This window comes from Microbacterium sp. (assembly GCF_041641055.1).
In the GTDB taxonomy this organism is placed as follows: Bacteria; Actinomycetota; Actinomycetes; order Actinomycetales; family Microbacteriaceae; genus Microbacterium.
In genome coordinates this window covers 24,300-48,222 of sequence record NZ_JBEPZB010000003.1, presented here as the reverse complement: position 1 = coordinate 48,222, position 23,923 = coordinate 24,300, and the positions used below count along the sequence as shown (strand labels likewise).

Annotated in this window: 21 protein-coding genes; 3 read left to right on the top strand and 18 right to left on the bottom strand. The window is 69.8% G+C overall.

The features are described from left to right. Positions 1 to 44: 44 nt before the first annotated feature. The 14 genes from ACESK8_RS02685 to ACESK8_RS02620 all read right to left on the bottom strand — a co-directional run bounded on the left by ACESK8_RS02685 (position 45) and on the right by ACESK8_RS02620 (position 15,907). Positions 45 to 3,341 (bottom strand): SNF2-related protein, encoded by a 3,297-nt coding sequence (locus tag ACESK8_RS02685; RefSeq protein ID WP_372967141.1) that lies wholly within the window; start codon positions 3,339 to 3,341, stop codon positions 45 to 47. Between the two features lie 56 nt (positions 3,342 to 3,397). After that, positions 3,398 to 3,808: a transcription antitermination factor NusB gene (gene nusB / locus ACESK8_RS02680; protein WP_060926824.1), complete on the bottom strand. Its 411-nt coding sequence runs from the start codon at positions 3,806 to 3,808 to the stop codon at positions 3,398 to 3,400. Positions 3,809 to 3,811: 3 nt separating this feature from the next. Then, positions 3,812 to 4,372: an elongation factor P gene (gene efp, locus ACESK8_RS02675; RefSeq protein WP_372967140.1), complete on the bottom strand. Its 561-nt coding sequence runs from the start codon at positions 4,370 to 4,372 to the stop codon at positions 3,812 to 3,814. A gap of 74 nt (positions 4,373 to 4,446) precedes the next feature. Next, a complete protein-coding gene (gene aroQ, locus ACESK8_RS02670; protein ID WP_372967139.1) occupies positions 4,447 to 4,884 on the bottom strand; it encodes a type II 3-dehydroquinate dehydratase in 438 nt (145 codons plus the stop codon). Beyond that, a complete protein-coding gene (gene aroB / locus ACESK8_RS02665; protein WP_372967138.1) occupies positions 4,881 to 5,969 on the bottom strand; it encodes a 3-dehydroquinate synthase in 1,089 nt (362 codons plus the stop codon). The genes aroQ and aroB overlap by 4 nt, the downstream gene beginning before the upstream one ends. Further along, complete coding sequence (locus ACESK8_RS02660; RefSeq protein WP_372967137.1) at positions 5,966 to 6,490, bottom strand: shikimate kinase; 525 nt, start codon at positions 6,488 to 6,490, stop codon at positions 5,966 to 5,968. The genes aroB and ACESK8_RS02660 overlap by 4 nt, the downstream gene beginning before the upstream one ends. Then, positions 6,474 to 7,703 (bottom strand): chorismate synthase, encoded by a 1,230-nt coding sequence (gene aroC / locus ACESK8_RS02655; RefSeq protein ID WP_372967136.1) that lies wholly within the window; start codon positions 7,701 to 7,703, stop codon positions 6,474 to 6,476. The genes ACESK8_RS02660 and aroC overlap by 17 nt, the downstream gene beginning before the upstream one ends. A 52-nt stretch (positions 7,704 to 7,755) precedes the next feature. Further along, on the bottom strand, positions 7,756 to 8,568 hold the full coding sequence (locus ACESK8_RS02650; protein WP_372967135.1) for a shikimate dehydrogenase: 813 nt from the start codon (positions 8,566 to 8,568) through the stop codon (positions 7,756 to 7,758). After that, complete coding sequence (mltG, locus tag ACESK8_RS02645) at positions 8,565 to 10,274, bottom strand: endolytic transglycosylase MltG (RefSeq protein ID WP_372967134.1); 1,710 nt, start codon at positions 10,272 to 10,274, stop codon at positions 8,565 to 8,567. The genes ACESK8_RS02650 and mltG overlap by 4 nt, the downstream gene beginning before the upstream one ends. Beyond that, positions 10,274 to 10,750 (bottom strand): Holliday junction resolvase RuvX, encoded by a 477-nt coding sequence (gene ruvX, locus ACESK8_RS02640; RefSeq protein ID WP_372967133.1) that lies wholly within the window; start codon positions 10,748 to 10,750, stop codon positions 10,274 to 10,276. The genes mltG and ruvX overlap by 1 nt, the downstream gene beginning before the upstream one ends. Beyond that, on the bottom strand, positions 10,747 to 13,407 hold the full coding sequence (gene alaS / locus ACESK8_RS02635) for an alanine--tRNA ligase (RefSeq protein WP_372967132.1): 2,661 nt from the start codon (positions 13,405 to 13,407) through the stop codon (positions 10,747 to 10,749). Before alaS ends, ruvX begins: the two co-directional genes overlap by 4 nt. A gap of 82 nt (positions 13,408 to 13,489) precedes the next feature. Further along, positions 13,490 to 13,678 carry a hypothetical protein gene (locus ACESK8_RS02630; protein WP_050720929.1) on the bottom strand — a complete coding sequence of 63 codons (189 nt, stop codon included), beginning with the start codon at positions 13,676 to 13,678 and terminating at the stop codon, positions 13,490 to 13,492. 105 nt (positions 13,679 to 13,783) lie between these two features. Further along, a complete protein-coding gene (rpsD, locus tag ACESK8_RS02625) occupies positions 13,784 to 14,413 on the bottom strand; it encodes a 30S ribosomal protein S4 (protein ID WP_052677824.1) in 630 nt (209 codons plus the stop codon). A 162-nt stretch (positions 14,414 to 14,575) separates the two neighbouring features. Continuing rightward, positions 14,576 to 15,907 carry a replication-associated recombination protein A gene (locus ACESK8_RS02620; protein WP_372967131.1) on the bottom strand — a complete coding sequence of 444 codons (1,332 nt, stop codon included), beginning with the start codon at positions 15,905 to 15,907 and terminating at the stop codon, positions 14,576 to 14,578. 113 nt (positions 15,908 to 16,020) lie between these two features. Between ACESK8_RS02620 and ACESK8_RS02615 the strand changes: the two genes are divergently transcribed. Then, on the top strand, positions 16,021 to 16,332 hold the full coding sequence (locus tag ACESK8_RS02615; protein WP_372967130.1) for a hypothetical protein: 312 nt from the start codon (positions 16,021 to 16,023) through the stop codon (positions 16,330 to 16,332). A 164-nt stretch (positions 16,333 to 16,496) separates the two neighbouring features. Further along, positions 16,497 to 17,399, top strand: a complete 903-nt coding sequence (locus ACESK8_RS02610; RefSeq protein WP_372967129.1) for a formate/nitrite transporter family protein — start codon at positions 16,497 to 16,499, stop codon at positions 17,397 to 17,399. Between the two features lie 53 nt (positions 17,400 to 17,452). Here the strand turns inward: ACESK8_RS02610 and ACESK8_RS02605 are convergent, their stop codons facing one another. The 4 genes from ACESK8_RS02605 to nirB are packed head-to-tail and all read right to left on the bottom strand — an operon-like array spanning position 17,453 to position 22,285. Further along, positions 17,453 to 18,580 carry a uroporphyrinogen-III synthase gene (locus ACESK8_RS02605; RefSeq protein ID WP_372967128.1) on the bottom strand — a complete coding sequence of 376 codons (1,128 nt, stop codon included), beginning with the start codon at positions 18,578 to 18,580 and terminating at the stop codon, positions 17,453 to 17,455. After that, complete coding sequence (gene cobA, locus ACESK8_RS02600; protein WP_372967127.1) at positions 18,577 to 19,344, bottom strand: uroporphyrinogen-III C-methyltransferase; 768 nt, start codon at positions 19,342 to 19,344, stop codon at positions 18,577 to 18,579. The genes ACESK8_RS02605 and cobA overlap by 4 nt, the downstream gene beginning before the upstream one ends. After that, entirely contained in the window at positions 19,341 to 19,709 is a 369-nt protein-coding gene (nirD, locus tag ACESK8_RS02595; RefSeq protein ID WP_372967126.1) for a nitrite reductase small subunit NirD, read from the bottom strand. Before nirD ends, cobA begins: the two co-directional genes overlap by 4 nt. Then, the gene (gene nirB / locus ACESK8_RS02590) at positions 19,706 to 22,285 is read right to left on the bottom strand and encodes a nitrite reductase large subunit NirB (protein ID WP_372967125.1); all 2,580 of its coding nucleotides are present in this window, start codon (positions 22,283 to 22,285) and stop codon (positions 19,706 to 19,708) included. The genes nirD and nirB overlap by 4 nt, the downstream gene beginning before the upstream one ends. Before the next feature lie 215 nt (positions 22,286 to 22,500). Here nirB and ACESK8_RS02585 point away from each other — a divergent pair, with 215 nt between their 5' ends. Further along, positions 22,501 to 23,862 (top strand): DUF349 domain-containing protein, encoded by a 1,362-nt coding sequence (locus ACESK8_RS02585; protein WP_372967124.1) that lies wholly within the window; start codon positions 22,501 to 22,503, stop codon positions 23,860 to 23,862. Positions 23,863 to 23,923: the final 61 nt, after the last annotated feature.

Genomic DNA, 23,923 nt, shown 5'->3' with positions numbered 1-23,923 from the left:
ACCGATGGGGTCCTGGGCGGATGCGGTGACCCGGCCGGGAGAAATCACCGATCCTCGAACAGGCCCTTGATGTCGTCGGCCGTGAGCGACTGCGCGAACAGCTCGTCGTCGTCCATCACGGCGGTGAACAGTCGCGCCTTGCGCCGCTGCAGCTCCAGCACCTTCTCCTCGATCGTTCCCGTCGAGATCATCCGGTAGACGAAGACCTGGCTGGTCTGGCCGATGCGGTGCGTACGGTCGATCGCCTGCTCCTCGGCCGCCGGGTTCCACCAGGGATCCAGCAGGAACACGTAGTCGGCCTCGGTGAGCGTGAGCCCGAACCCACCCGCCTTCAGGCTGATCAGGAAGACCGGCTGCTCCCCCGCCTTGAACCCGTCGATGACCTGCTCGCGGTGCCGCGTCGATCCGTCGAGGTGCGCATACGGGATGCCGGCGGCCTCGAGCCGCGCCGCGGCCAGATCCAGGAACGAGGTGAACTGGCTGAACACGAGCGCGCGATGCCCCTCGGCCTGCAGCTCCACGACCCGTTCGAGGAGGGTGTCGAGCTTGCTCGACCCGATCTCCGCATCCGCATCGTCGACCAGCGCCGGGGCGAGGCTCAGCATGCGCAGCAGGGTGAGCGAGCGGAACACGATGAACCTGTTGCGGTCGAGATCGTCGATCAGGCCCAGCACCTTCTGGCGCTCGCGCTGGAGAACGACGTCGTACAGCGCGCGGTGCTCGGCGCTCAGCTCGACCTCGAGCAGCTGCTCCTGCTTGGCCGGGAGGTCGGGGGCGACCAGTTCCTTCGTCCGGCGCAGCATCAGCGGGCGCACGCGGCGCCGCAGCTGGGCGAGCCGTCGGGCGCGATACGCGCCGCCCTCCTCGTTCTCGGGCACCTTGCCCTTCTCGATCGGATGGATGTAGCGGTCCCGGAACTTGCGAGCCGACGGGAAGAGGCCGGGAGCGGCGAGCTTCAGCAACGACCACAGCTCGGAGAGGCTGTTCTCCATCGGGGTGCCGGTGACGGCGTAGGTGACATCCGCGTGGAACGTCGAGATCGCCCGGTGCAGCCGCGTCTTGGGGTTCTTGACGAACTGCGCCTCGTCGAGGATCAGCCCTGCCCACTCGATCCTCCCGAACTCGGCCTCGTCGAGACGCGCCACGGTGTAGGAGCTCACCACGATGTCGGCGGATGCCGCGGCCGAGGCGAGCGTGTCGGCGCGTCTGCCGCCCGTGCTGGTGCTGTCCACGACCGCGACCCGGAGTCCGGGGGTGAACCGCGCGGCCTCCGACCGCCAGGTGCTCAGCACCGAGGTGGGCGCCAGCACCAGGAAGGGCCGCGTCTCCCCCTCAGCTCTGGTGTGCTGGATGAACGTGAGCAGCTGCAGGGTCTTACCCAGCCCCATGTCGTCGGCGAGGATGCCCCCGAGCCGATGCTTCCAGAGGAAGGCCAGCCAGTCGAAGCCGGCCTTCTGATACGGCCGCAGGTCGGCGAGCACCCCCTCGGGCACCGGGCTCTCGGGGACTCCGGTGACCTGACGCAGCCCGTCGGCGGTGGCACGCCAGCTGACGGCGGGCTCCGCCTCGTCGGCGAGGTCCTCGAACTCCTCCCAGAGGTCGACCTGGTAGCGGCTGATCCGCGGGCCGGTCTCCCACTCGTCGAGCTCCCCGGCCTCCTCGATCAGATCGCGCAGGCGATCGAGAGCCGGATGATTGAGCGAGAAGTAGCCGCCGTCCGAGAGCAGCAGCTTCTTGCGCCCCCGACTCATCGCCGTGAACAGCGGACCGAACGGGATCCGTCGACCGTCGATCGTCACGAGGATGCCCAGATCGAACCAGTCCGAATCCGTCGTCTCGACCGTGGTGACCTTGACCTGGGGGTCGCCGGTGAGCTCGCGATACTCCTTGCGCGCACCTCGCGACTCGACCGAGACCCCTGCGGCCTCGAGTGCTGGGACGCATTCGGCGACGAACGCGGCGGCATCGATGTCGTGGAGCGACCCGGCGGGGCGGAAGCTGGTGCTGCGGAACTCCTGCCACACCGTCTCGATCGTCGCGCGCGCGGTCGCCTCGGCCTCGGCGTCGCGCACCGCCGCGCCGTTCCAGGCGAACGGCACCCGGCCGAACTCTCCGTAGGACCACTCGAAGGCGTAGCTGACGACGTCCCCACGCTCGTACGTGACGGTGAGCACAGGTTCGGGCGCGGGCACGTCGGGCAGGACGACCGCGCCGACCGTGTGCACCGCACCGCGTCTGGCGAGCAGCGGGTACGCGTCGGCGATGAACGCCGACTCGTCGGATGCAGGCACGACGATCGGCTGGGCGGTCGCGAGCAGAGCGCGGGTCTGCTCGCTGAGCGCCGACTCCGCGAGCACGATCTCGATGCGCGCTCCGACGAGCCGCGCGGCGTAGACCCCGGTCCGGCCGATCGGATGGACCTCCGCCGCGGGCACCGGCTGATCGTCGATGCGCACGTCGGCGGTCACCGACAGCGAGCCGTCGTCGGCCCTGGCGATCAGCGTCGAGACCGCGGCGGCCCCGGCGATTCGCACGGAGGTGCTCTTCTGGCTCGACACGAGCGGGATGCCGAGCTCAGCGGCGGAGCGCAGCTGTCCCCACAGCAGAGGGGACTCGACCTGGTCGAGGACCAGCCACTCGCCCGCGTTGCCCGACAGCAGCGAATCGCGGGAGATGCTGAGCAGGTCACCGAACCAGCGGTTCTGCTCGCGGCCGAACTGCGACACGTCGCGCCGGACGGCATCCCACCCCGCGCCGCCCTGGATCCACGACCCGGTCTGCGCACTGCGCATCAGCGGACGGATCGCGAGCAGCAGCTCGCCGCTCGGCCGGGCGAGGTCTCTCGGCGTCGCCGCGCGCACGGGCCGCGGCCCCCAGTGATTGTCCTCGCGGGAGTCGCGGTGACGCAGCTCCACCCCGAGCGCGAGAGACTGCGGGTGCCGCGAAACAGCCGGGTCGAGAAGGCTCCGCCACGAGGCGCTCGGGGCGGGCCTCGGTGCAGGCGAGGGCTCGGGCGGCGTCTGCAGCGCGACCTTCTGCTGCGAGTACTCGTGCACGTTCGACGCCAGTACGGTGGCGACGACGTGCTTGCAGCCGGTGCGCACCGGACACGTGCACCGCGTCGTGCGCATCCGGCGCGTGCCGTTCGAGGAGTGGAAGACGATCTCCGTCACGTACTGCGCGTCGGCGCTGCCGCGCACATGCCCCTCGAGCTCGAGCAGGTCCTCGTGCCAGACCACGTCGAGGACGTTGCCCTCACGGAAGTAGGCGAGACCGCGCTGGTACCCGCCCACATCGGTGATGTGCATCAGGTCGCGGAGATCGACGTGCGGCGCAGGCATCGTCCCATCCTTCCGGCTGCCTCGGACATCGAGGGCACCGCGTTCGGAGTCGTCGTTCAGGCTGCGCGCGAGACCCGCGCGAGGACACCGTGCACGAACGCGCCCGAGTCGTCGGTCGAGAACTCCTTGGCGAGTTCGACCGCCTCATCGATCGCGACGGCGGTGGGCACCTCGTCGTTGAACAGGATCTCCCAGACGCCGATGCGGAGCAGTGCGCGGTCGACGGCCGGCATCCGCTCGAGACGCCAGTCGCGACTGTGGGTCGTGATCTGCTCGTCGATCTCGTCGCGGTGGTCGATGATGCCGTCCACGACCTCGCGAGCGTAGAGCCACGAGGCCTCACGGGCCGGCTCGCTCGCTGCGCGCTTGGCTTCGGCGGCCAGGGTCACCGAGACGTCGTCGCCGCGGACGTCGGCGGAGAACAGGATGTCGAGTGCGCGCTTGCGCGCCTTCGTACGGGCGCTCACGCCTTACTTCTCGCGGCCGAGGTAGTCGCCGGTGCGGGTGTCGACCTTGACCTTGGTGCCGGTCTCGACGAACAGCGGGACCTGGATCTCGTAGCCGGTCTCGAGCGTGGCGGGCTTGGTGCCGGCCGACGAACGGTCGCCCTGCAGACCCGGCTCGGTGTAGGTGATCTCGAGGATCACGGATGCCGGCAGATCGATGTACAGCGGGTTGCCGTTGTTGAGCGCGATCGTGACCTGCTGGTTCTCGAGCAGGAAGTTCTTCGCGTCGCCGACGGTCGCTGCGCTGACGGTGATCTGGTCGTAGTCGGTCTGGTCCATGAACACGTAGGCGTCGCCGTCGGTGTACAGGTAGGTGTAGTCACGGCGGTCGACGTTCTCGATCTCGACCTTGGCGCCGGCGTTGAAGGTCTTGTCGACGACCTTCCCGGTCATGACGTTCTTGAGCTTCGTACGGACGAACGCGCCGCCCTTGCCGGGCTTGACGTGCTGGAACTCGACGACGCTCCAGAGCTGGCGCTCGATGCTGAGGACGACGCCGTTCTTGATGTCTGCGGTAGATGCCATGCGCGGGACTTTCCGTTCCTAGAGTCTGGGGGCCGCTCGCGTCCGAGGTGGACTGGGTGGGCCGACAGTCGATTCTACGGGATCAGCGCTGCGAGCTGCCGCACGGCGCTCACATACCCGTCCACTCCCTCGCCGATCACGCGCACCGCAGCGACGTCGTGGAGGTAGGAATGGTGGCGGAACTCCTCCCGCGCGTACACGTCCGAGATATGCACCTCGGCGAAGGGCAGCGCGACCCCCGTGAGCGCATCGCGCAGCGCGACGGAGGTGTGCGTGAGGCCGCCGGGGTTGATGACGATGCCCGCGCAGTCCTCCCTGGCGGCGTGGATCGCGTCGATCAGCACTCCCTCATGGTTGCTCTGCACCGCACGGACCTCGAAGCCGGCCGCGGCTGCGGCCTCGGCGGTGATCCGTTCGACATCCGCGAGCGTCGCCGTGCCGTAGACCTCGGGCTCTCGACTGCCCAGGAGGTTCAGGTTGGGTCCGTTGACCAGCAGGATGCGACGTGTCACGCGCCGACCTCCTGGTAGGCGGCGAACAGCAGCGACTCGTCGGGCGCCTGCAGCACCGTGGGCTTGGCGATGTCGTCGAGCAGGATGAAGCGGAGCATGCCTCCCCTGCTCTTCTTGTCGCGCTGCATGGTCGCCAGCAGCTGCGGCCACGCGCCGGCCCGGTACGAGGTCGGCAGGCCCAGCGAGTCGAGCACCGAGCGATGGCGCTCGGCTGCGGCGTCCGAGAGACGGCCGGCGAGCCGGGAGAGCTCTGCCGCGTACAGCATCCCGATGGAGATCGCCGCGCCGTGCCGCCAGCGGTAGCGCTCGGCGTGCTCGATCGCGTGACCGAGGGTGTGCCCGTAGTTCAGGATCTCGCGCTGGCCGGCCTCGCGGAAGTCCTCGGAGACGACCTTCGCCTTCATGTCGATCGCGAGTTCCACGGCCCGGCGGAACTCGGGCGTGGTCGTGTCGACGGCGCGGAGCGGATCCGACTCGATGATGTCGAGGATCTCCGGTGCCCAGATGAAGCCGGCCTTGACGACCTCGGCGAACCCGGCTGTCGCCTCGTTCGGGCTGAGGCTCGCGAGCTCGTCGAGGTCGCCGATCACCGCACGGGGCGCCCAGAACGCGCCGACGAGGTTCTTGCCCTCCGCCGTGTTGATCCCGGTCTTGCCGCCGACCGAGGCGTCGACCAGACCGAGCACCGTCGTCGGCACCTGCACCAGCTGCACGCCGCGCAGCCAGGTCGCCGCCACGAAGCCGGCGAGGTCGGTGACCGCACCGCCGCCGTATCCCACGACCGCGTCGGTCCGCGTGAAGTCCGCCTGGCCCATGACCTGCCAGCAGAACGCCGCGACCTCGATGCGCTTGCCCTGCTCGGCATCCGGCACCTCCGCCAGGAGCACCTCGCGCGGTCCGTCCGCGACGTCGGCGAGCAGCCGGTCGCGCAGCTCGGCGGCGCGGGCCGCGAGCGTCGGCGGATGCACCACGAGGACCTTCCGCACGCCAGGGTCGAGCGCCGCGGACACCCGGTCGAGGATGCCGCGTCCGATGCTGACGTCGTAGGGGGTGTCCCCCGTCACGCTGATGGTGGTCGTGCTCATGCCAGTTCTCTCCTCCATGCGACGATGTCGTCGGCGATGCGCTGCATGGGGCGTCGCGACGTGTCGAACGTCACCGATGCCACCTCGTCGTACCAGCCGCGACGTTCTTCGAAGATCTGCGTCCAGCGCGTGACGGGGTCGTCTCCCGCCAGCAGCGGGCGCCCGCCGCTGCGGATCCTGGTGGCGACGGCCTCCGGCGTCACCGTCAGGAACACCACGGGGTACTCGCGCAGCAGGGCACGTGTCCCCTCATCCGTCACCGCGCCGCCGCCCAGCGAGATGACGCCGCCCCCGCTGTCGCTCAACGCGGCGGCGACGGCGCCGCGCTCGAGCGCGCGGAAGTGCGGCTCGCCGTGCTCGGCGAACAGCGTGGGGATCGGCCCGTGCTCCGCGACCACCCGCTTGTCCGTGTCGACGAACGGCACGCGGAGCTTGCGGGCGACCCGTCGGCCGACGCTGGTCTTGCCGGCCGCCATCGGACCGACGAGCACCAGCGTGAGCCGCTCAGCCTCGCTCGTCATGCGCGATGAGCGCCGCCTCGGACGCGGGCGTGGTGCGGAGCTCCGCCGGGATGCCCTCGAGGTAGCCGTCGAGATTGCGACGGGTCTCGCGGATGCTGTCCCCGCCGAACTTCTCGAGCACCGCGTTGGCGAGTTCGATCGCGACCATCGCCTCGGCGACGACGCCCGCTGCGGGCACGGCGCACACGTCGGAGCGCTGGTGGTGGGCGGTGGCGTCCTCTCCCGAGGCGACGTCGATCGTGCGCAGGGCATGCGGCACGGTGGCGATCGGCTTCATGCCGGCACGGACCCGCAGCACGGTCCCGGTGGACATGCCGCCCTCGGTGCCGCCTGCACGGTCGGATCCGCGCGAGATGCCCTCGGCCGTCGCGAAGAGCTCGTCGTGTGCGGCGGAACCGCGTCGACGCGTCGTCTCGAAGCCGTCACCGACCTCGACGCCCTTGATCGCCTGGATGCTCATCAGCGCCTGCGCGAGGCGCGCATCCAGCCGCCGGTCCCAGTGCACGTGCGAGCCGAGCCCCGGCGGGAGTCCGTACGCCAGGACCTCGACGATGCCGCCCAGGGTGTCGCCGTCCTTCTTCGCGTCGTCCACCTCGGCCACCATGAGGGCCGAAGTGGCGGCGTCGAAGCACCGGAGCGGATCGGCGTCCAACGCCTCGACGTCGTCGGGAGTGGGCAGCGCCGCTCCCTCGGGCACGCGGACGGGTCCGATCGACAGGGTGTGGCTGACGAGGCGGATGCCGAGCTCCCCCAGGAAGGAGCGAGCGATCGCGCCCAGGGCCACGCGTGCGGCGGTCTCGCGAGCACTCGCGCGCTCGAGGATCGGCCGCGCCTCGTCGAAGTCGTACTTCTGCATGCCGACGAGATCGGCATGGCCGGGTCGCGGACGGGTCAGCGGGGCGCTGCGGCCGCGGGACCGGTCGGTGAGCTCGACGGGTTCGGGGTTCATGACCTCGATCCACTTCGGCCACTCCGTGTTGCCGATGCGCAGGGCGATCGGACTGCCGAGGGTCTTGCCGTGACGCACGCCGCCGGAGATCGTGAGCTCGTCCTGCTCGAACTTCATCCGCGAGCCGCGTCCGTAGCCGAGCTTGCGGCGCGCGAGGTCGGCCTGGATCGCGTCGGAGGACACCGGGACGCCGGAGGGCAGACCCTCCATGACGGCAATGAGTTCTGGACCGTGCGATTCGCCGGCCGTGAGCACGCGGAGCATTGCTCTAGTCTCCCACGCGTTTCGCCTCGGCTCGTGCCGCGTGTCGTGCGCGTTACAGGACGGCCTGCATCGCCTCGACCACCGCGGCCTCGGACGACAACGGGATGCCCTGGTCGCCGTGCACGAAGATGCGGATCTGGCGGACGGCCTGGCGCAGCAGCATGCCTTCGCCGGAGAGCGCACGCCCACCCGCCCACGCCGTCGCGAGCGCGGACGGCCACGGCGAATAGGCGACGTCGAAGAGGACTCCCCCACACCCGCTGACCTCGGCGGCGACACGGTCGTCCAGGATCGTGCCGCTCGGCAGGGTCGCGATCGTGAGGTCGACCGGTTCGAGGGGCACGTCGAACGACGTCGCGGTGACGGCGACGCCCAGCTGCCCGCCGAGCGCGACGAGACCGGCCGCACGCTCCGGACGGCGCGCACGCAGGTCGACTGCCGTCGCTCCGAGATCGACGCTCGCGACCAGGGCGGATGCCGCCGTCGCTCCGGCGCCGAGGATCCGCACGCGATCGAGCCCTCGGATGCCTTCCGCGCCGAGAGCGTCGACGATCCCGCCGACGTCGGTGTTGAACCCTCGCCGACCGTCGGTGAGCAGCAGGGTGTTCACCGCTCCGGTCAGTCGGGCATGGCGGTCGAGCGCGGTCGACGCGCGGAACGCCTGCTCCTTGAGCGGCATCGTGAGAGAGAGTCCGCGCCACGAGTCGTCGAGACCCGCGAGCGCGTCGCTGAACCCGTCGGCGTCGACCCGGCGTCGGGTGTACTCCCACGGCACGCCGAGCACCTCGTAGGCCGCCGCATGCAGCTGCGGCGACTTGGAGTGCGCGATCGGGTCTCCCCAGACCGCGAGACGACTCGCGCTCATCCGGCCGAGCAGCCCCCGTCGGGGTTCTCCTGGCACCACTGCTCCCACTTCTCGACGCCCTGCAGGTGCTCCTCATACGTCTCGGAGAACTGCGTCTCCCCCGTCGCCAGGTTGATCGTGACGAAGTACAGCCACGGTCCGTCAGCGGGGTGCATCGCGGCGTCGATGGCGGCGTCGCTCGGGCTCGCGATGGGAGTGATCGGCAGGCCGGTGTGGACGTAGGTGTTCCACTCGTTCGGGTCTTCCAGCGCCTCGGCGGAGCTCGACACGACGCCCTCGTGCAGGGATCCGTAGCCGTACTGGGCCGTGGAGTCCATCTGCAGCTTCATGTCGATGTCGAGACGGTTCTGGATCACCCGCGAGACCTTCGGGAAGTCGTCGGTGCGTCCCTCACGCTGGATGATGGACGCGATCGTGAGGATCCGCTGCGCATCGGCGGCGGGCACTCCCGCCGCGTCGAGAGACTCGCGGGTGCGGTCGACCATGCGCTGGATGACCTGCTCCGCCGTCACGCCAGGGTCGAACGTGTAGACCGCAGGGAAGAGCCAGCCCTCCAGGGTCGACGCCTCCACCCCGTAGGTCGACGGGTCGGCGTCCACTGCCGCCTGCAGTTCCTCGAGCGGCATCCCGAGGGATTCGGCCATCGCCGGAAGGGATGACTCGATCGTCGCTCCCTCTCCGATGCTGGCGGAGTTCTCGAGCTTGTTCTCCGGATTCTGCAGCGCTTCCAGAGCGGCCTCGGCCGTCATCTTCTCCTGAAGACGGTAGATGCCAGGGTAGAACGTGACCGAGATGTTCTCCTTGACGAGGTAGTCGTAGAAGACCTCCTCTGTCCGCGTGACCCCGGCCTCGTGCAGCGCGGTGGACACGGGGGATCCGGTGTCGCCGTCCTTGATCGTGACGAGCACCTCGCCGGTCGCGACGCCCGGCTCCCAGTCGGCCGGCTCACCCCAGCCGAGCGCGTCGCTGATCTTGTCGCCGTAGGTGTTCCACACCCAGACTCCGCCGGCCGCGAGGCCGCCGAGGATCGCGAGCACGATGATCAGTGCCACCAGGCAGCCGGTGCGACGCTTCTTCTTCGTGGGCGCGCCGTCCGCCACGTCATCGTCGGAGTGGGTCTGGAAGAGGTCTTCCAGGCCACCGCCGGCGGGGGCCTGAGACGTCGAGGATGCGGGAGTCGCCGGCGCAGCCTCGGCGCCGGAAGGCGCGTCGGGAGCGGAATCGAGAGCGGAGGAGCCGGTCTGCTCGGGGTCGGAGATCGAGTCGCTCGGGCGCGGCGCGGCAGCGCCGCCGGTCACCGGGAGCGCTCGAGTGGAGAGGTCTTCCGGTTCGCCGGGAGCGATGTCGGACGCCGTCGACGGGTCGGAGGAAGACCGATCGCGTGCCGACGTGAACGACGTCGTCGACGCCGGCCGGGCCTCTGACGCGTCCTGAGCCTCGGGGTCGGCGCGGCGACCCCGGGCGGCATCCGAAACGGGCGCCGCCCCGGAACCGGCCGCGGCTGCGGATCCTGGAACAGCCGCCGAACCCCCGGCCGGGGTGTTCGCCGAGCGTGCGGCCTCACGGGCCGCCCTCCGCGATCCCGGCGGCGGCGGCGTGTTGTCCACCGTCGGCAGCTGATGCGTGGGGTCGGGAAGATTCTCGAACAGGTCGCCCAGACGGGCATCCGGATCGTGCTGGGGGGAAGCACTCTCACGTTCGGGCATTATCGGGGGGACTCCTCATCGAGCGGAATCGTGGCGCCGGGCGGGTTTCCGGTGCTCTTCTCCGTGTCGATCGCCTGCTGCAGCAGGACCACCGCGGCGATCTGATCCACAATGCTACGAGAGTTCTTCTGGGTTCTGCCCGAAGAACGCAGGGCGGCGTGTGCGGTCACAGTGCTGAGACGCTCGTCGACGAGCCGAACCGGGGTGCCGGTGCGCGCCTGGAGGTCTGCGGCGAACTCGCGGGAATCCGTCGTCGAGGCCGTGTCGGCGCCCATCAGGTTCACCGGCAGGCCGACAACGAACTCGAGCACCTCGTAGTCCGCGGCGATCGTCGTGATGCGGTCGATCGCGGTCTCGTTGCGCTGCACCGTCTCGACCGGGACGGCGAGCATGCCGTCCGGGTCGCAGCGCGCGACTCCCACGCGGGCTCGTCCCACGTCGATCCCGAGCCGCACGCCGCGGCGGAAGCCACTCACGCTGTCTGCAGCTCCTGCGAGATGGCTTCCAGCGCGGCAGGCAGCGCGCCGGCATCCGTGCCACCACCCTGCGCGACGTCATCGCGGCCGCCGCCTCCTCCGCCGAGCACGGATGCCGCGCGCTTCGCGAGCGCACCGGCCTTGGCGCCGGCGGCACGTGCAGAGTCGTTCGTCGCGACGACGACGACGGGACGACCGTTCACCACGGCGCCGAGAGCGACGACGGCAGGGTCGGACCCGAGTCGGTCGCGGACGCCCAGCACGAGTTCGCGCACGTCGTCGGCCGAGGCGACCTCGCCGAGCGACTGCGCGGCCACTCGGAACGAGCCGACGCGTGCCGCAGCGTCCGCGATCGCCGGAACGCGTCCTGCGCGCTCCTTCGACTCGAACTGCGCGATGCGCTTCTCCGCGGCCTTGAGGCTCGCGGACAGGTCGGCGATGCGCTCGGCGAGCTGGTCGCGAGGCGTCTTGAGCGACGTGGTCAGCTGCGACACCAGCGCGCGCTCGGCAGCGAGCTCACGGAACGCGTCCTGCCCGACGAGTGCCTCGATGCGGCGGTTCGACGAGCCGACGGACGACTCTCCGACGACGCTGACGAGTCCGATCTCCGCACTGGTCGAGACGTGGGTCCCCGCGCACAGCTCGCGCGACCAGGGGCCGCCGATGTCGACCATCCGCACGACATCGCCGTACTTCTCGCCGAACAGCGCCATGGCGCCCGCCTCCTTGGCCTCATCGAGCGTGACGATCCTCGTCGTCACCTCGAGGGCGTCGTTGACGGCGCGGTTCGTGATCTCCTCGATCTCGGTGCGCGTATCGGACGACAGCGCCTGCGACCACGAGAAGTCGAAGCGCATGTAACCTGCGCGGTTGAGCGACCCCGCCTGGGTGGCGGTCGGTCCGAGGGTGTCGCGCAGTGCGGCATGCACGAGGTGCGTCGCGGAGTGGGCCTGTCGCGCAGCGCGTCGGTTCGCGGCATCGACGACCGTCGTGGCGGCGTCGTCGACCGCGACCGCGCCGCGCGTGACCTCGACCGTGTGGCTGATGAGACCCGGGACGGGACGCTGCACGTCGAGCACCTCGAGCTCGAAGCCCGGTCCGACGATCACGCCCTTGTCGGCGACCTGGCCACCGGACTCGGCGTACAGCGTCGTCTCCGCGAGCACGACCTCGGCGATCTGCCCCTCGGACGCGCTGCGGGCCGGCTGTCCGTCGACGAGGATGCCGAGGATGCGGGAGTCCACCTCGAGCTCCGAGTAGCCGTCGAAGCCGGTCTCGCCGAGCGCACGCAGGTCGCGATACACCGAGACGTCGGCGAGCTGGCGCTTGCGGTTGCGAGCATCCGCCTTGGCCCGGGAGCGCTGCTCGTGCATCAGGGAGTCGAAGGCGGCACGGTCGACGTCGAGACCTGCCTCCTCGGCGACCTCGAGGGTGAGGTCGATCGGGAAGCCGTACGTGTCGTGCAGCAGGAAGGCCTCCGGTCCGCTCAGGGTCGAGCCGCCCGCCTTCTTGGTGTCGTCGAGCGCGAGGTCGAGGATCGTCGAGCCCTGGGCGAGCGTGCGACGGAAGGTCTCCTCCTCGGCGAATGCCGACGCCGACAGCGTCGACCAGTCGCTCTCGAGCACCGGGTACGCCGACTTCATCGCGTCGCGCGACGTCGCGAACAGCTCCGGGAACACCGGCTCGTCGACGCCCAGCAGGCGCATCGCGCGGACCGTGCGGCGCATCAGGCGGCGCAGGATGTAGCCGCGACCCTCGTTGGAGGGGCGCACGCCGTCGGACAGCAGCATCAGCGAGGAGCGCACGTGATCGGCGATGACGCGGAAACGGACGTCGTCCTCGTGCACTGCGCCATAGCGCCGGCCGGAGAGCTCGACGGCACGATCGAGGACCGGGCGCACCTGGTCGGTCTCGTACATGTTCTCGACGCCCTGCTTGAGGAACGCGACGCGCTCGAGTCCCATGCCGGTGTCGATGTTCTTCTGGGGCAGTTCGCCCACGATGTCGAACTCGGTCTTGCCGCGGATGTTCTCGATGAAGTCCTGCATGAACACGAGGTTCCAGATCTCCAGGAACCGCGAGTCGTCGGCGGCGGGGCCGCCGTCCTTGCCGTACGCGGGACCTCTGTCGAAGAAGATCTCGCTGTCGGGACCGCCAGGGCCCGGCTGACCGGTGTTCCAGTAGTTGTCCGCGCGTCCGAGACGCTGGATGCGCTCCGGCTTGAGCCCGATGATGTCGCGCCAGATCGCCTCGGCCTCGTCATCCGTCTCGTAGACCGTGACCCAGAGGTCCTTCTCGTCGAAGCCCAGGCCGCCGTCGGTCTCCGAGCTCGTCAGCAGCTCCCACGCGTAGCGGATCGCGCCCTCTTTGAAGTAGTCGCCGAACGACCAGTTGCCCATCATCTGGAAGAACGTGCCATGACGCGCGGTCTTGCCGACCTCTTCGATGTCGTTCGTGCGGATGCACTTCTGCAGGTCGGCGATGCGGGGGTGCGGCGCGGGGACGACACCGGTGAGGTACGGGATCATCGGCACCATTCCGGCGACCGTGAAGAGCAGCGACGGATCGTCGCTGACCAGCGAGGCCGAGGGGACGATGACGTGGTCGTTCTTCTCGAAGTAATCGAGATAGCGCTGCGCGATCTCCGCAGTTTTCATAGGGGTGCCAGGTGTCCTTGCGTACAGGGTGTGGAAGAGCGGAACGTCCGGATGCGCTGCGACGGGCGACCGTCGGGGGCGCTCAGTCGTCCGCGGGGTCTGTGAGTCGCGCCTGCTGCTCGCGGTAGGCGTCGCCGATGATCCCGGTGAACTCGTTGATGCGAGCGTCGACCTCGGCGAGGATGTCGTGACCGCGCGGGTCCTTGTTCATGAAATGGGCCGCGACGAAGCCGCCGATCACACCGATCAGGAACCACAGCACGTTCTTCATGTCGCCATCCTTGCCTCTGACCCGCGAAGGCGCGGTGTCACCATCGTATGCGGAAACGACAGAAGGCGTCGGGTGACCCCGACGCCTTCTGCGGAAAAGCTGAACTCAGCGAGCCGCGTAGTACTCGACGACCAGCTGCACTTCACAGGTCACGGGGACCTCTGCGCGCTTCGGGCGACGGACCAGGCGGGCCTGGAGCTTGTCGAGCTCGACCTCGAGGTAGCCGGGAACGGGAGGCAGGACCTCGGCGTGACCGCCGGCTGCTGCGACCTGGAAGGGCTCGGTGCCCTCGCTCTTGGCCTTGACGTGGATGAGCTGACCCGGCTTCACGCGGAAGGACGGGCGGTCGACGAGCTGACCGTCGACGAGGATGTGACGGTGCACGACGAGCTGGCGAGCCTGCGCGGTGGTGCGGGCGAAGCCCGAACGCACGACGAGGGCGTCGAGACGCATCTCGAGCAGCTCGACCAGGTTCTCACCGGTCAGGCCGTCCTGACGACGAGCCTCGTTGAACGTGTTACGCATCTGCTTCTCGCGGATGCCGTACTGCTCGCGCAGACGCTGCTTCTCACGCAGACGGACGGCGTAGTCGCTGTCTGCCTTGCGCTTGGTGCGGCCGTGCTCACCCGGAGCGTAGGGACGCTTCTCGAGGTAGCGGGCGGCCTTCGGGGTGAGCGGGATGCCGAGTGCACGGCTCAGACGAACCTTGCGGCGGTCCTGGGACTTCGTGGTCACGAAGTTATCCTTCCGATGACGTGGTCGCGTCTTTCACGACTCACGGACGTATCGTCCGCGTTCTGCCTTGGAGCGCACGCCGGGGCGCCAGCAAGGTGTGGTGTGAACGAGGAGATGCCCGAAAACTCTGTTTCGAGCCGATCCAGTCTAACAGATGCGCGATCAGCGCCCGTCGAGGATGCGCCGGATGCGCTCGAGGCGCGCGGAGATGTCTCGTTCTGCACCGAGATTCTTCGGTTCGTAGTAGCGCTTGCCCTGCAGTTCGTCAGGCAGGTACTGCTGCGGCAGGATGCCGAACTCGCTGTCGTGCGGGTACACGTAGCCGCGACCGTGGCCGAGCCGCTTGGCGCCCGGGTAGTGCGCGTCGCGCAGATGCAGGGGCACTCGACCGAACCCTCCCGAACGGATGTCGGCGATCGCGGCGTCGATGCCGACGTACGCGGCATTCGACTTGGCCGTGGTGGCGAGGTACACCGTCGCCTCGGCGAGCGGGATGCGCCCCTCGGGCATGCCGATGAAGGCGACGGCATCCGCTGCGGCGACCGCGATCGCGAGTGCCTGAGGGTCGGCGAGCCCGACGTCCTCGGAGGCCGAGATGACGAGACGCCTCGCGATGAAGCGCGGGTCCTCCCCCGCTTCGATCATGCGCGCGAGGTAGTGCAGCGCGGCATCGGGGTCGGACCCCCTGATCGACTTGATGAAGGCGCTGATCACGTCGTAGTGCTCGTCGCCCTGGCGGTCGTAGCGCAGCAGTGCCTTGTCGACCGCCTGCGCGACGTCGTCGGCCGTCGCGACCGGGGCGGTGCCGCCTTCGCCGTTCGACAGCGCCACGGCGGCCGCCGCCTCGAGTCCGGTCAGTGCGCGACGGGCATCGCCCGATGCGAGCCGGATCAACGCGGCGCGGGCGTCGTCCGCGAGCGAGACCGCACCATTGAGACCGCGGGCGTCTGTCACGGCCCGGTCGACGAGCAGACCGATGTCGTCGTCGGTCAGCGGCTGCAGAGTGAGCAGCAGCGACCGCGACAGCAGCGGGGAGATCACGGAGAAGGACGGATTCTCGGTCGTCGCCGCGATCAGGATGACCCAGCCGTTCTCGACCCCGGGGAGCAGAGCATCCTGCTGCGCCTTGGTGAACCGGTGGATCTCGTCGAGGAAGAGGATGGTCGTCTGACCGTAGAGGTCGCGCTGGGTGATCGCCTCCTGCATCACCTCGCGCACGTCCTTGACGCCGGCGGTGATCGCCGACAGCTCGACGAATCGGCGTCCCGAGGAACGCGCGATGGCCTGTGCCAGCGTCGTCTTGCCGGTGCCGGGCGGTCCCCACAGGATGATCGACACCGCGCCGGGAGACGTCGCGTCGGGGTCTGCCAGGGCCACGATCGGCGAACCGGCGCGCAGCAGGTGCTTCTGCCCGGCGACCTCGTCGAGCGAGACGGGGCGCATGCGCACGGCGAGGGGCGTCTGCCCGGAGAGCAGTGCGGCGGCGGAGGTCATCCGTCCAGGCTAACGCGGACCACGGACACAGCGGTCGGGATCGGTCCGGCATCCGGCGCGACGGTAGGCTCTCAGGCGACGTCGCAGATTCACGTCCAGTGAGGGAGAACGCAATGGCCGGACGGGGTAAGAGCACGCGGCAGTCGCGCACCGAAGCGGAGCGCGCCCGACTGCACGCCGCACGCAAGTCCTGGCATGAGGGACAGATCCGTCGTCGCGTCCGCGACAACACGGTCGCCGTCATCGCGGGGGTGCTGGTGATCGCGGGCGCCGTCGCCAGTCAGGTCGCGTATGCGCAGGCGAATCCGCCGGCTCCCTCCCCGACGCCGAGCGTGGAGCCCACCGACGCTCCGCTGCCGACCGACGCCCCTGCCCCCGAGACGCCGCTGCCCGAGCCGCTGCCGACCGAGACGCCGGCCGGCTAGTCCGCGCGGTCCGGCACTCATCGTGCCGGGTCCTCACATCGCACGGACGCTCCCTGTGAGCGGATCGCTCCACATCCGTAACGCAGCGCGCGATCACCCGAAACCCTCCGGCGCGAGCATGGACGGCACGAGCATCCCGCTCCCCCGCCCCATGGAGGTCGCCCATGTCGTACGCCACACCCGCCGCCCTCGTCACCCGGATGGTCGACGCCGGTGCCTACAAGATGCAGCTCTCGACCAGAGACACACTCCTCCGCGCCTTCATGGGCGCGGCGATCCTGACTCTCGGCGCCGCATTCGCCGTCACGGTCTCGACGCAGACCGGTCAGCCGCTGCTCGGCGCCCTGCTGTTCCCCATCGGATTCGTGCTCCTCTACCTGCTGGGGTACGACCTGCTCACCGGCGTGTTCACCCTCGCCCCGCTCGCCGTCCTCGACAAGCGCCCCGGCGCGAGCGTCGGCGCGATGTTCCGTAACTGGGGACTCGTCTTCCTCGGTAACTTCGGTGGCGCGATCCTCGTCGCGGTGCTGATGGCCGTGTACTTCACCTACGGCTTCTCGGCCGACCCCAGCCCGGTCGGGCTCGCGATCGGCGAGATCGGCCACGGCCGCACGGTCGGCTATGCGGATCACGGCGCGGCGGGCATGCTGACGCTGTTCATCCGCGGCGTGCTCTGCAACTGGATGGTGTCCACAGCCGTCATCCTCGCCATGGTCACCGAGAGCGTGCCCGGCAAGGTCATCGCGATGTGGCTGCCGATCTCACTGTTCTTCTACATGGGGTTCGAGCACTCGATCGTGAACATGTTCCTGTTCCCCTCCGGCCTCCTGCTCGGCGCGGACTTCACGATCATGGACTACCTGATCTGGAACGAGATCCCCACGGTCATCGGCAACCTGGTCGGCGGCCTTCTGCTCGCCGGGCTGCCGCTGTACCTCACCTACGGACGCACGGCCACCCGCCGCGTCAAGGCTCCGCGGCTGCGGACCACCGCCGGGAAGAGCACCGCGCCCTCCCCCGCCGCCGTCGAGGTCGAGCGCACGCCGGAGCCGGCCGGCGTCAGCTGACCTGGCGCCCCCCCCGAGGCCGGGGGCGCGACGCTCACCCGGCCTCTTGGTCTTCAGTCCTCGGTGACGGCCAGGCGATAGCCGCGCTTCACGACCGTGTGGACCAGTTCACTGCTGCCGAGCGCTTCGCGCAGGCGCGCGACGGCGACCTCGACCGCGTGGGCGTTGCGTTCGGCACCCGGCAGAACGCCGCCCAGCTCCGCGCGGGACAGCACACGACCACCGGCGGACGCGAGGGCCTCGATCAAAGCGGCCGCCGAGCGCGAGAGCGGGATGAACTCGCCACCCACCAGCACCCCGCCGCTGCGGACCTCCACCCGACCGGCATCCGTGGGAAGCGACGGAGCGCGGCCACCGCCGAAATGGGCGATCACGGTGCGCGCCAGGGAACCGAGGCGTCCGCGGTCGGCGATCGTCGTGCGCAGCTCGGCCGCATGCAGCGGCGCTGCGGTGATCGGGCCGACCGAGGCGAGCAGCAGACGTCCGGAGTCCGCGCGGCGGCGGATTCTGTCCAGTGCGCCCTCCTCGCGGGCGACGCCGATCCACGACGCAGCGCCCGGCGCAGAGGTGAACAGCACAGCGTCGGCCTCGCCGCCGGCGGCCTGGAGCACCGATCTGCGCACGACCTCGGGGTTCGGCGGCGGACCCCAGCGGTAGACCGTGATGCTCAGCACCTCGGCGCCCGCATCACGCAGGAGATCATCGAGACCGTCCGAGCCTGCACCGTGATGCTGGACGAGGATGCGCTTGCCGGCGACACCCGAGGCGAGCAGGTACTCGCCCACCTCGGCCGAGGTCTCGGATTCGGCCACCCAGTCGGCGGTGAACCCGGCCTGCTGGATGGCGCCGTGCGCCTTCGGACCTCGGGCGACGAAGTGCGCCCCCTGCAGGGCGGCGTCCAGCTGCGCATCCAGCCCGTGCTCGTGCGCCGCATCCATCCAGCCACGGAATCCGACCCCGGTCGTGACGATCACGATGTCGGGGGGCGACGCGATCACCTGCTCGGTACGCGCCAGCAGCTCCGCGTCATCGGCATTCGTGACGATGCTCAGAGCGGGGGCTCGGTGCACCACGGCCCCACGCCGCTCGAGCGCGGTCGCGAGGTCGACGGAACGCCGGTCGGCCGCGACGATGATCGTGCAGCCGGCAAGCGCGGAATCCAGGGTGCGCGCGGTGGTCATGACATGCTCTCCGACAGCATCGCCGACGTCGGCAGCAGGAGACCGGCTCGCGCGACCTCGCCGATCACGATGACGGCGGGATTGACGACCTGCGCGGCAGCCGCGTCTCGGGCGATGTCTGCGAGGACGCTGCGGATCGTGCGCTGTCGCTCGGTGTGACCGTTCTCGACGATCGCCACCGGGGTCTCGCCGGCCACGCCCGCTGCGAGGGCTGCTGCGGTCAGGCGCGGAAGCGAGGCCACCCCCATCAGGATGACGGTGGTCACCGTGGGGTCGGCCAGTGCTGCGAACGCGCCGGCGGAGAGATCGCCGTGCCCGTTCACGACGTGCACGGCAGAGGCGACACCGCGGTGCGTCACCGGGATCCCTGCGGCCTGCGGCACGGAGATCGCACTGCTGATCCCCGGGGTCACCGTCACGGGCACTCCGGCCGCCTCGCAGGCGAGCACCTCCTCGCCGCCGCGCCCGAGGACGAACGGATCGCCGCCCTTGAGCCGGACCACGCGGCGGCCGGCCAGCGCCCGCGCGACGAGCAGCGCGTTGATCTCGTGCTGCGGCACGGGGTGGTGGCCGGGGGTCTTGCCGACATCGATTACCTCGACGTGCGCGGGCAGCTCGTCCCGCAGCTCCTCGAAGGGCCCGAGCCGGTCGGCCACGACGACGTCGGCGGCCATGAGCAGGCGATACGCCCGCAGCGTGAGGAGATCAGCAGGCCCTGGCCCTCCGCCGATGAGGTCGACCCGCCCGACCAGCGCACGCCTCATGAGGATCGCTCCCCGGGGCGGATGACGTGGACCTCGCCGTCGACCACAGAGACGGGCCAGACGCGCAATGCCGCCGCATCCTTGCCCTGCGTCTCCAGGCATTCACCGGTGCGCAGATCGAACACCTGCTTGTGCAACGGGGACGCCACCGTCGGCGCCTCGCCGCGGGACCCGACGATCCCGCGCGAGATGACATGGGCGCCGCTGTACGGGTCGAGGTTGTCGACCGCGCACACGGTGCCGTCCGGCAGCAGGAACAGAGCCACCTGGTCGCCGTCCACGAGAGCGGCCCTGCCGCGTTCGACCTCGAGATCGTCCACGGTGCACACGCGCACGGCGACGGCCGTGTCGATCGAGAGCGTCATCGTCGCACCTCCAGCGCGGTCCCGGCGATCAGGACGCCGCCGCTGCGGCGCTCCTCAGTCGTCGCCGGCCTGATCTGGCCGCGCTCGGCGACATACGCCAGCGAGGGATCAGGGGTGTCCGCGGCGTTGACGAACGAGCGGAACCTCTCGAGCTTCTCCGGATCCCGGAGCGTCGCGGCCCACTCGTCCTCGTAGCGGTCGACGTGCTGCGCCATCGCCTCGTCGAGGTCGGCGCAGATCCCGAGGCTGTCGTCGAAGATGACGCTGCGGAGTCCGTCGAGCCCGCCCTCGAGCTCCTCGCACCACGGGGCGGTGCGCTGCAGGCGGTCCGCCGTGCGGATGTAGTACATGAAGAACCGGTCGATCGCCCTGATCAGCCCGTCGTCATCGAGGTCGGAGGCGAGCAGCTGAGCATGACGGGGCGAGAAGCCGCCGTTCCCGCCGACGTACATGTTCCATCCGGTCTCGGTCGCGATCACCCCCACGTCCTTGCCTCGAGCTTCCGCGCACTCCCGGGCGCAGCCGGACACCCCGAGCTTCAGCTTGTGCGGGGCGCGCAGGCCCCGATAGCGCAGCTCCAGCTTCACCGCCATGCCCACGGCATCGAGCACGCCGTAGCGGCACCAGGTCGATCCGACGCACGACTTCACCGTGCGCAGCGACTTGCCGTACGCCTGACCCGACTCGAACCCCGCATCCACGAGGCGCTGCCAGATCTGCGGCAGCTGCTCGAGACGGGCACCGAACATGTCGATCCGCTGGCCGCCGGTGATCTTCGTGTAGAGCGCGAAGTCCTTTGCGACCTGACCGATCGCGAGCAGTCCCTCCGGGGTCACCTCGCCGCCCGGCATCCGCGGCACCACCGAGTAGGTGCCGTCCTTCTGCATGTTGGCCATGACGTGGTCGTTGGTGTCCTGCAGCGTCGCGTTCTCGCCGTCGAGCACGTGAGACCCGACCAGCACCGAGAGGATGCTGGCGATCGCGGGCTTGCAGACGTCGCAGCCGCGGCCTCGGCCGAACCGCTCGACGATGCCGCTGAAGGTGGTCAGCTGCGCGACTTTCACGGCGTCGAACAGCTGACGACGGGAGAGGTCGAAGTGCTCGCAGAGGGCGTGCGACACGGTCTGCCCGAGCTTGGTGAGCTCCTGCCCCACGACCTTCTTGACCATCAGGACGCACGAGCCGCAGGTCGCTCCTGCCTTGGTGCAGCCCTTGACGGCCGCAGCGTCGGCGCAGCCCTCTTCGTGCACGGCCTGGCGGATGCGACCGGCGGTCACATTCGAGCACGAGCAGACCACGGCCTCATCGGGGAGCTCCCCGCCCGGCGCCTCATTGCCCCCTTCGGGAAGGAGATACGCGGCGGGGTCGGCGCCGAGCCGGGCACCCACGAGCGGGCGCAGGGCGCCGTAGGCCGAGGCGTCACCGACGAGGATCCCCCCGAGCAGCGTCTGCGCGTCGTCGGAGAGCACGAGCTTCTTGTAGACCCCGGCGACCGGGTCGGCGTACACGACGTCGAGCGCGTTCGGAGTGACGGCCATCGCATCGCCGAAGCTCGCGACATCGACGCCCGAGAGCTTGAGCTTGGACGAGTCGTCATATCCGGGGAAGACCGCGTCGCCACCCAGCAGGCGGGTCGCCGCCACTTCGGCCATCGCGTAACCGGGGGCCACGAGACCCACGCAGCGCCCGTCGTAGTTGGCCACCTCGCCGATCGCGAGGATGTGGGGATCGGAGGTGGCGCAGCGCTCGTCGATGACGACGCCGCCGCGCGGGTCCACCCGCATCTCCGCATTGCGGGCCAGCTCGTCTCGCGGGCGGACGCCGACCGTGAAGACGACGACATCGGCACGGTGCAGGGAGCCGTCCTGGAACTCCAGCGCCGTGACGGCGCCGGAGGCGTCGGGGTCGATGCGCGTGGTGCGGGACTCGGTGCGCACCGAGATGCCCCGCGCCTCGAGGAGCCGCCGCAGCATCCCGCCGCCCGCGGAATCGAGCTGGGCGGACATCAGGCGATCCGAGTACTGCACGACCGTCGCCTCGACGTCCATGCCCTGCAGCGCTCCTGCGGCTTCGAGCCCCAGCAGCCCACCCCCGATGACCGCACCGCGCAGCGGACGACCGAGTGCCCGGCTCCGCCGCTCGACGAAGTCCCTGAGTCCCTGCACGTCATCGAGGGTGCGATAGACGAAGCACCCGGGCAGATCGGCGCCGTCGACCGCGACCTTCGCGGCGTACGAGCCCGTGGCGAGCACGAGGGTGTCGTACGCGACGGTCCGACGTGACCTGGTCGTCACCGTCCGTCCCGCGCGATCGATGCGCAGGACGCGGTCGTCAGCGAGGAAGCGCACCCGGAAGTCGTCGAGCACCGAGCGGTCCAGCTCGAGCTCCTCGGCGGTCGCCCCCGAGAAGAAGCCCGTCAGGCCCACCCGGTCATACGGGTTCCTGCCCTCGTCACCGATCACCGTGACGTGCAGCGGGTGGTCGGCTCTGCTGAGCAGGCTCTCCACGAAACGGTGGGCCACCATGCCGGCGCCCACGACCACGATCTCAACCGGGGTGAGGACCGAATCGCTCATTGTGCTCCAATCGCCGCAGAGATGCCGTGATGGTGACGATAGGAGCGCGGTGTTTCCCGGATGTGACGCGGGGTGTTTCACGCGTCGAACGATCTGCTCACAGAACGGTAACGATCATTGTGAGAAGCGCTCACCACATCGGAAGCTCGCGGGCGTACTAGGCTGAACCTCGTCCTTTCCGCCTCCCGCGGGCCCTACCGCGCAAGGAGAATCACGTGTCTGCCACAGAGCCGTCGAAGCCGACTCCCCCCGTTCCCGCTCCCCCGGCGAAGCCTCTGCCGCGCAAGCTGCCGACACCGGCAGCCGTCGCTCCGGCCGCACCGGCCGTCCCCACCGGGAGCTCGTCGTCCGACGCCGCCGAATGGGGCCGTGTCTCCGAGGACGGCACCGTCGAGGTCCGCGAGAACGACACCTGGCGCGTGGTCGGGCAGTACCCGGACGGCACGCCCGACGAGGCGCTCGCCTACTTCGTCCGCAAGTACGACGACATCGCGTTCAAGGTGCACGCCCTCGAGCAGCGTCACCAGTCGGGCGGCGCGAGTGCCGGTGACCTGGTCAAGCAGGCCGGACACCTCCTCGCCGAGGCGACGGATGCCGCGGCCGTGGGCGATCTCGCCGGGCTCCGGGAACGTCTGAACACCCTGACCTCCTCGCTCTCCGAGGCGACCGCGCAGGAGGCCCAGCAGGCCAAGGAGCTCGTCGACAAGGCGATCGCCGAGCGCACCGCCCTCGTCGAGCGCGCCGAGGCGATCGCGGCGCGGGATCTGTCGAAGGTCCAGTGGAAGCAGGTCACCGCCGAGCTCGGCGAGCTCTTCGACGCCTGGCAGGCACACCAGCAGAACGGTCCGCGGCTCTCGAAGAGCGTGTCGCAGCAGCTGTGGAAGCGATTCCGCGATGCCCGCGCCACGGTCGACAAGGCACGCCGTGCCTTCTACTCGGAGCTCGATGACACCCACAAGAGCGCTCGCGACGCCAAGACCCGTCTCGTCGAACGCGCCGAGGCACTCGCACCGCGAGGCGTCGACGGCATCCCCGCGTACCGCACCCTGCTCGACGAGTGGAAGGCCGCCGGCCGTGCCGGTCGAAAGGCCGATGACGCGCTGTGGGCACGGTTCAAGGCCGCCGGCGACGCGCTGTACTCAGCGCGTGCCGAGCAGGCCGCGGCCGAGGAAGCCGACTCCGCCCCGAAGATCGAGGCGCGCCAGGCGCTTCTCGAAGAGGCCAAGGCTGTCGCCGACGAGCCGAACATCAAGCGCGCACGGGCACTGCTCACCGGCATCCAGCGCCAGTGGGACGAGATCGGCCGCGTCTTCCCCCGCGAGAAGGAGCGCGCGCTCGACGATCGTCTGCGCGTGATCGAGCAGGCTCTCAAGGCCCGCGAAGAGGTCGACTGGAAGAAGAACAACCCCGAGACGAAGGCTCGCGCCAACGACATGAGCTCGCAGCTCCTCGAGGCGATCGAGAAGCTCGAGTCCGAGCTCGCGGCAGCGGAGAAGGCCGGCGACAAGAAGGCCGCGAAGGAAGCGGCCGACGCGCTCGAGGCCCGTCGCACGTGGCTCAGCGCCCTGGGCGGCTGAACCTCTCCACAGATCTTCGGATCCACCCGGAACGCGGGATGCAGCGCGCCACACTGGCGGG

What these genes read in the sequence shown, in the direction of transcription:
- ACESK8_RS02685 (WP_372967141.1), bottom strand. Translation starts at nt 3,341, where the DNA reads ATGCCTGCGCCGCACGTCGATCTCCGCGACCTGATGCACATCACCGAT.
- efp (WP_372967140.1), bottom strand. Translation starts at nt 4,372, where the DNA reads ATGGCATCTACCGCAGACATCAAGAACGGCGTCGTCCTCAGCATCGAG.
- aroB (WP_372967138.1), bottom strand. Translation starts at nt 5,969, where the DNA reads ATGAGCACGACCACCATCAGCGTGACGGGGGACACCCCCTACGACGTC.
- ACESK8_RS02660 (WP_372967137.1), bottom strand. Translation starts at nt 6,490, where the DNA reads ATGACGAGCGAGGCTGAGCGGCTCACGCTGGTGCTCGTCGGTCCGATG.
- aroC (WP_372967136.1), bottom strand. Translation starts at nt 7,703, where the DNA reads ATGCTCCGCGTGCTCACGGCCGGCGAATCGCACGGTCCAGAACTCATT.
- ACESK8_RS02650 (WP_372967135.1), bottom strand. Translation starts at nt 8,568, where the DNA reads ATGAGCGCGAGTCGTCTCGCGGTCTGGGGAGACCCGATCGCGCACTCC.
- mltG (WP_372967134.1), bottom strand. Translation starts at nt 10,274, where the DNA reads ATGCCCGAACGTGAGAGTGCTTCCCCCCAGCACGATCCGGATGCCCGT.
- alaS (WP_372967132.1), bottom strand. Translation starts at nt 13,407, where the DNA reads ATGAAAACTGCGGAGATCGCGCAGCGCTATCTCGATTACTTCGAGAAG.
- ACESK8_RS02630 (WP_050720929.1), bottom strand. Translation starts at nt 13,678, where the DNA reads ATGAAGAACGTGCTGTGGTTCCTGATCGGTGTGATCGGCGGCTTCGTC.
- ACESK8_RS02620 (WP_372967131.1), bottom strand. Translation starts at nt 15,907, where the DNA reads ATGACCTCCGCCGCCGCACTGCTCTCCGGGCAGACGCCCCTCGCCGTG.
- ACESK8_RS02615 (WP_372967130.1), top strand. Translation starts at nt 16,021, where the DNA reads ATGGCCGGACGGGGTAAGAGCACGCGGCAGTCGCGCACCGAAGCGGAG.
- ACESK8_RS02610 (WP_372967129.1), top strand. Translation starts at nt 16,497, where the DNA reads ATGTCGTACGCCACACCCGCCGCCCTCGTCACCCGGATGGTCGACGCC.
- ACESK8_RS02605 (WP_372967128.1), bottom strand. Translation starts at nt 18,580, where the DNA reads ATGACCACCGCGCGCACCCTGGATTCCGCGCTTGCCGGCTGCACGATC.
- cobA (WP_372967127.1), bottom strand. Translation starts at nt 19,344, where the DNA reads ATGAGGCGTGCGCTGGTCGGGCGGGTCGACCTCATCGGCGGAGGGCCA.
- nirD (WP_372967126.1), bottom strand. Translation starts at nt 19,709, where the DNA reads ATGACGCTCTCGATCGACACGGCCGTCGCCGTGCGCGTGTGCACCGTG.
- nirB (WP_372967125.1), bottom strand. Translation starts at nt 22,285, where the DNA reads ATGAGCGATTCGGTCCTCACCCCGGTTGAGATCGTGGTCGTGGGCGCC.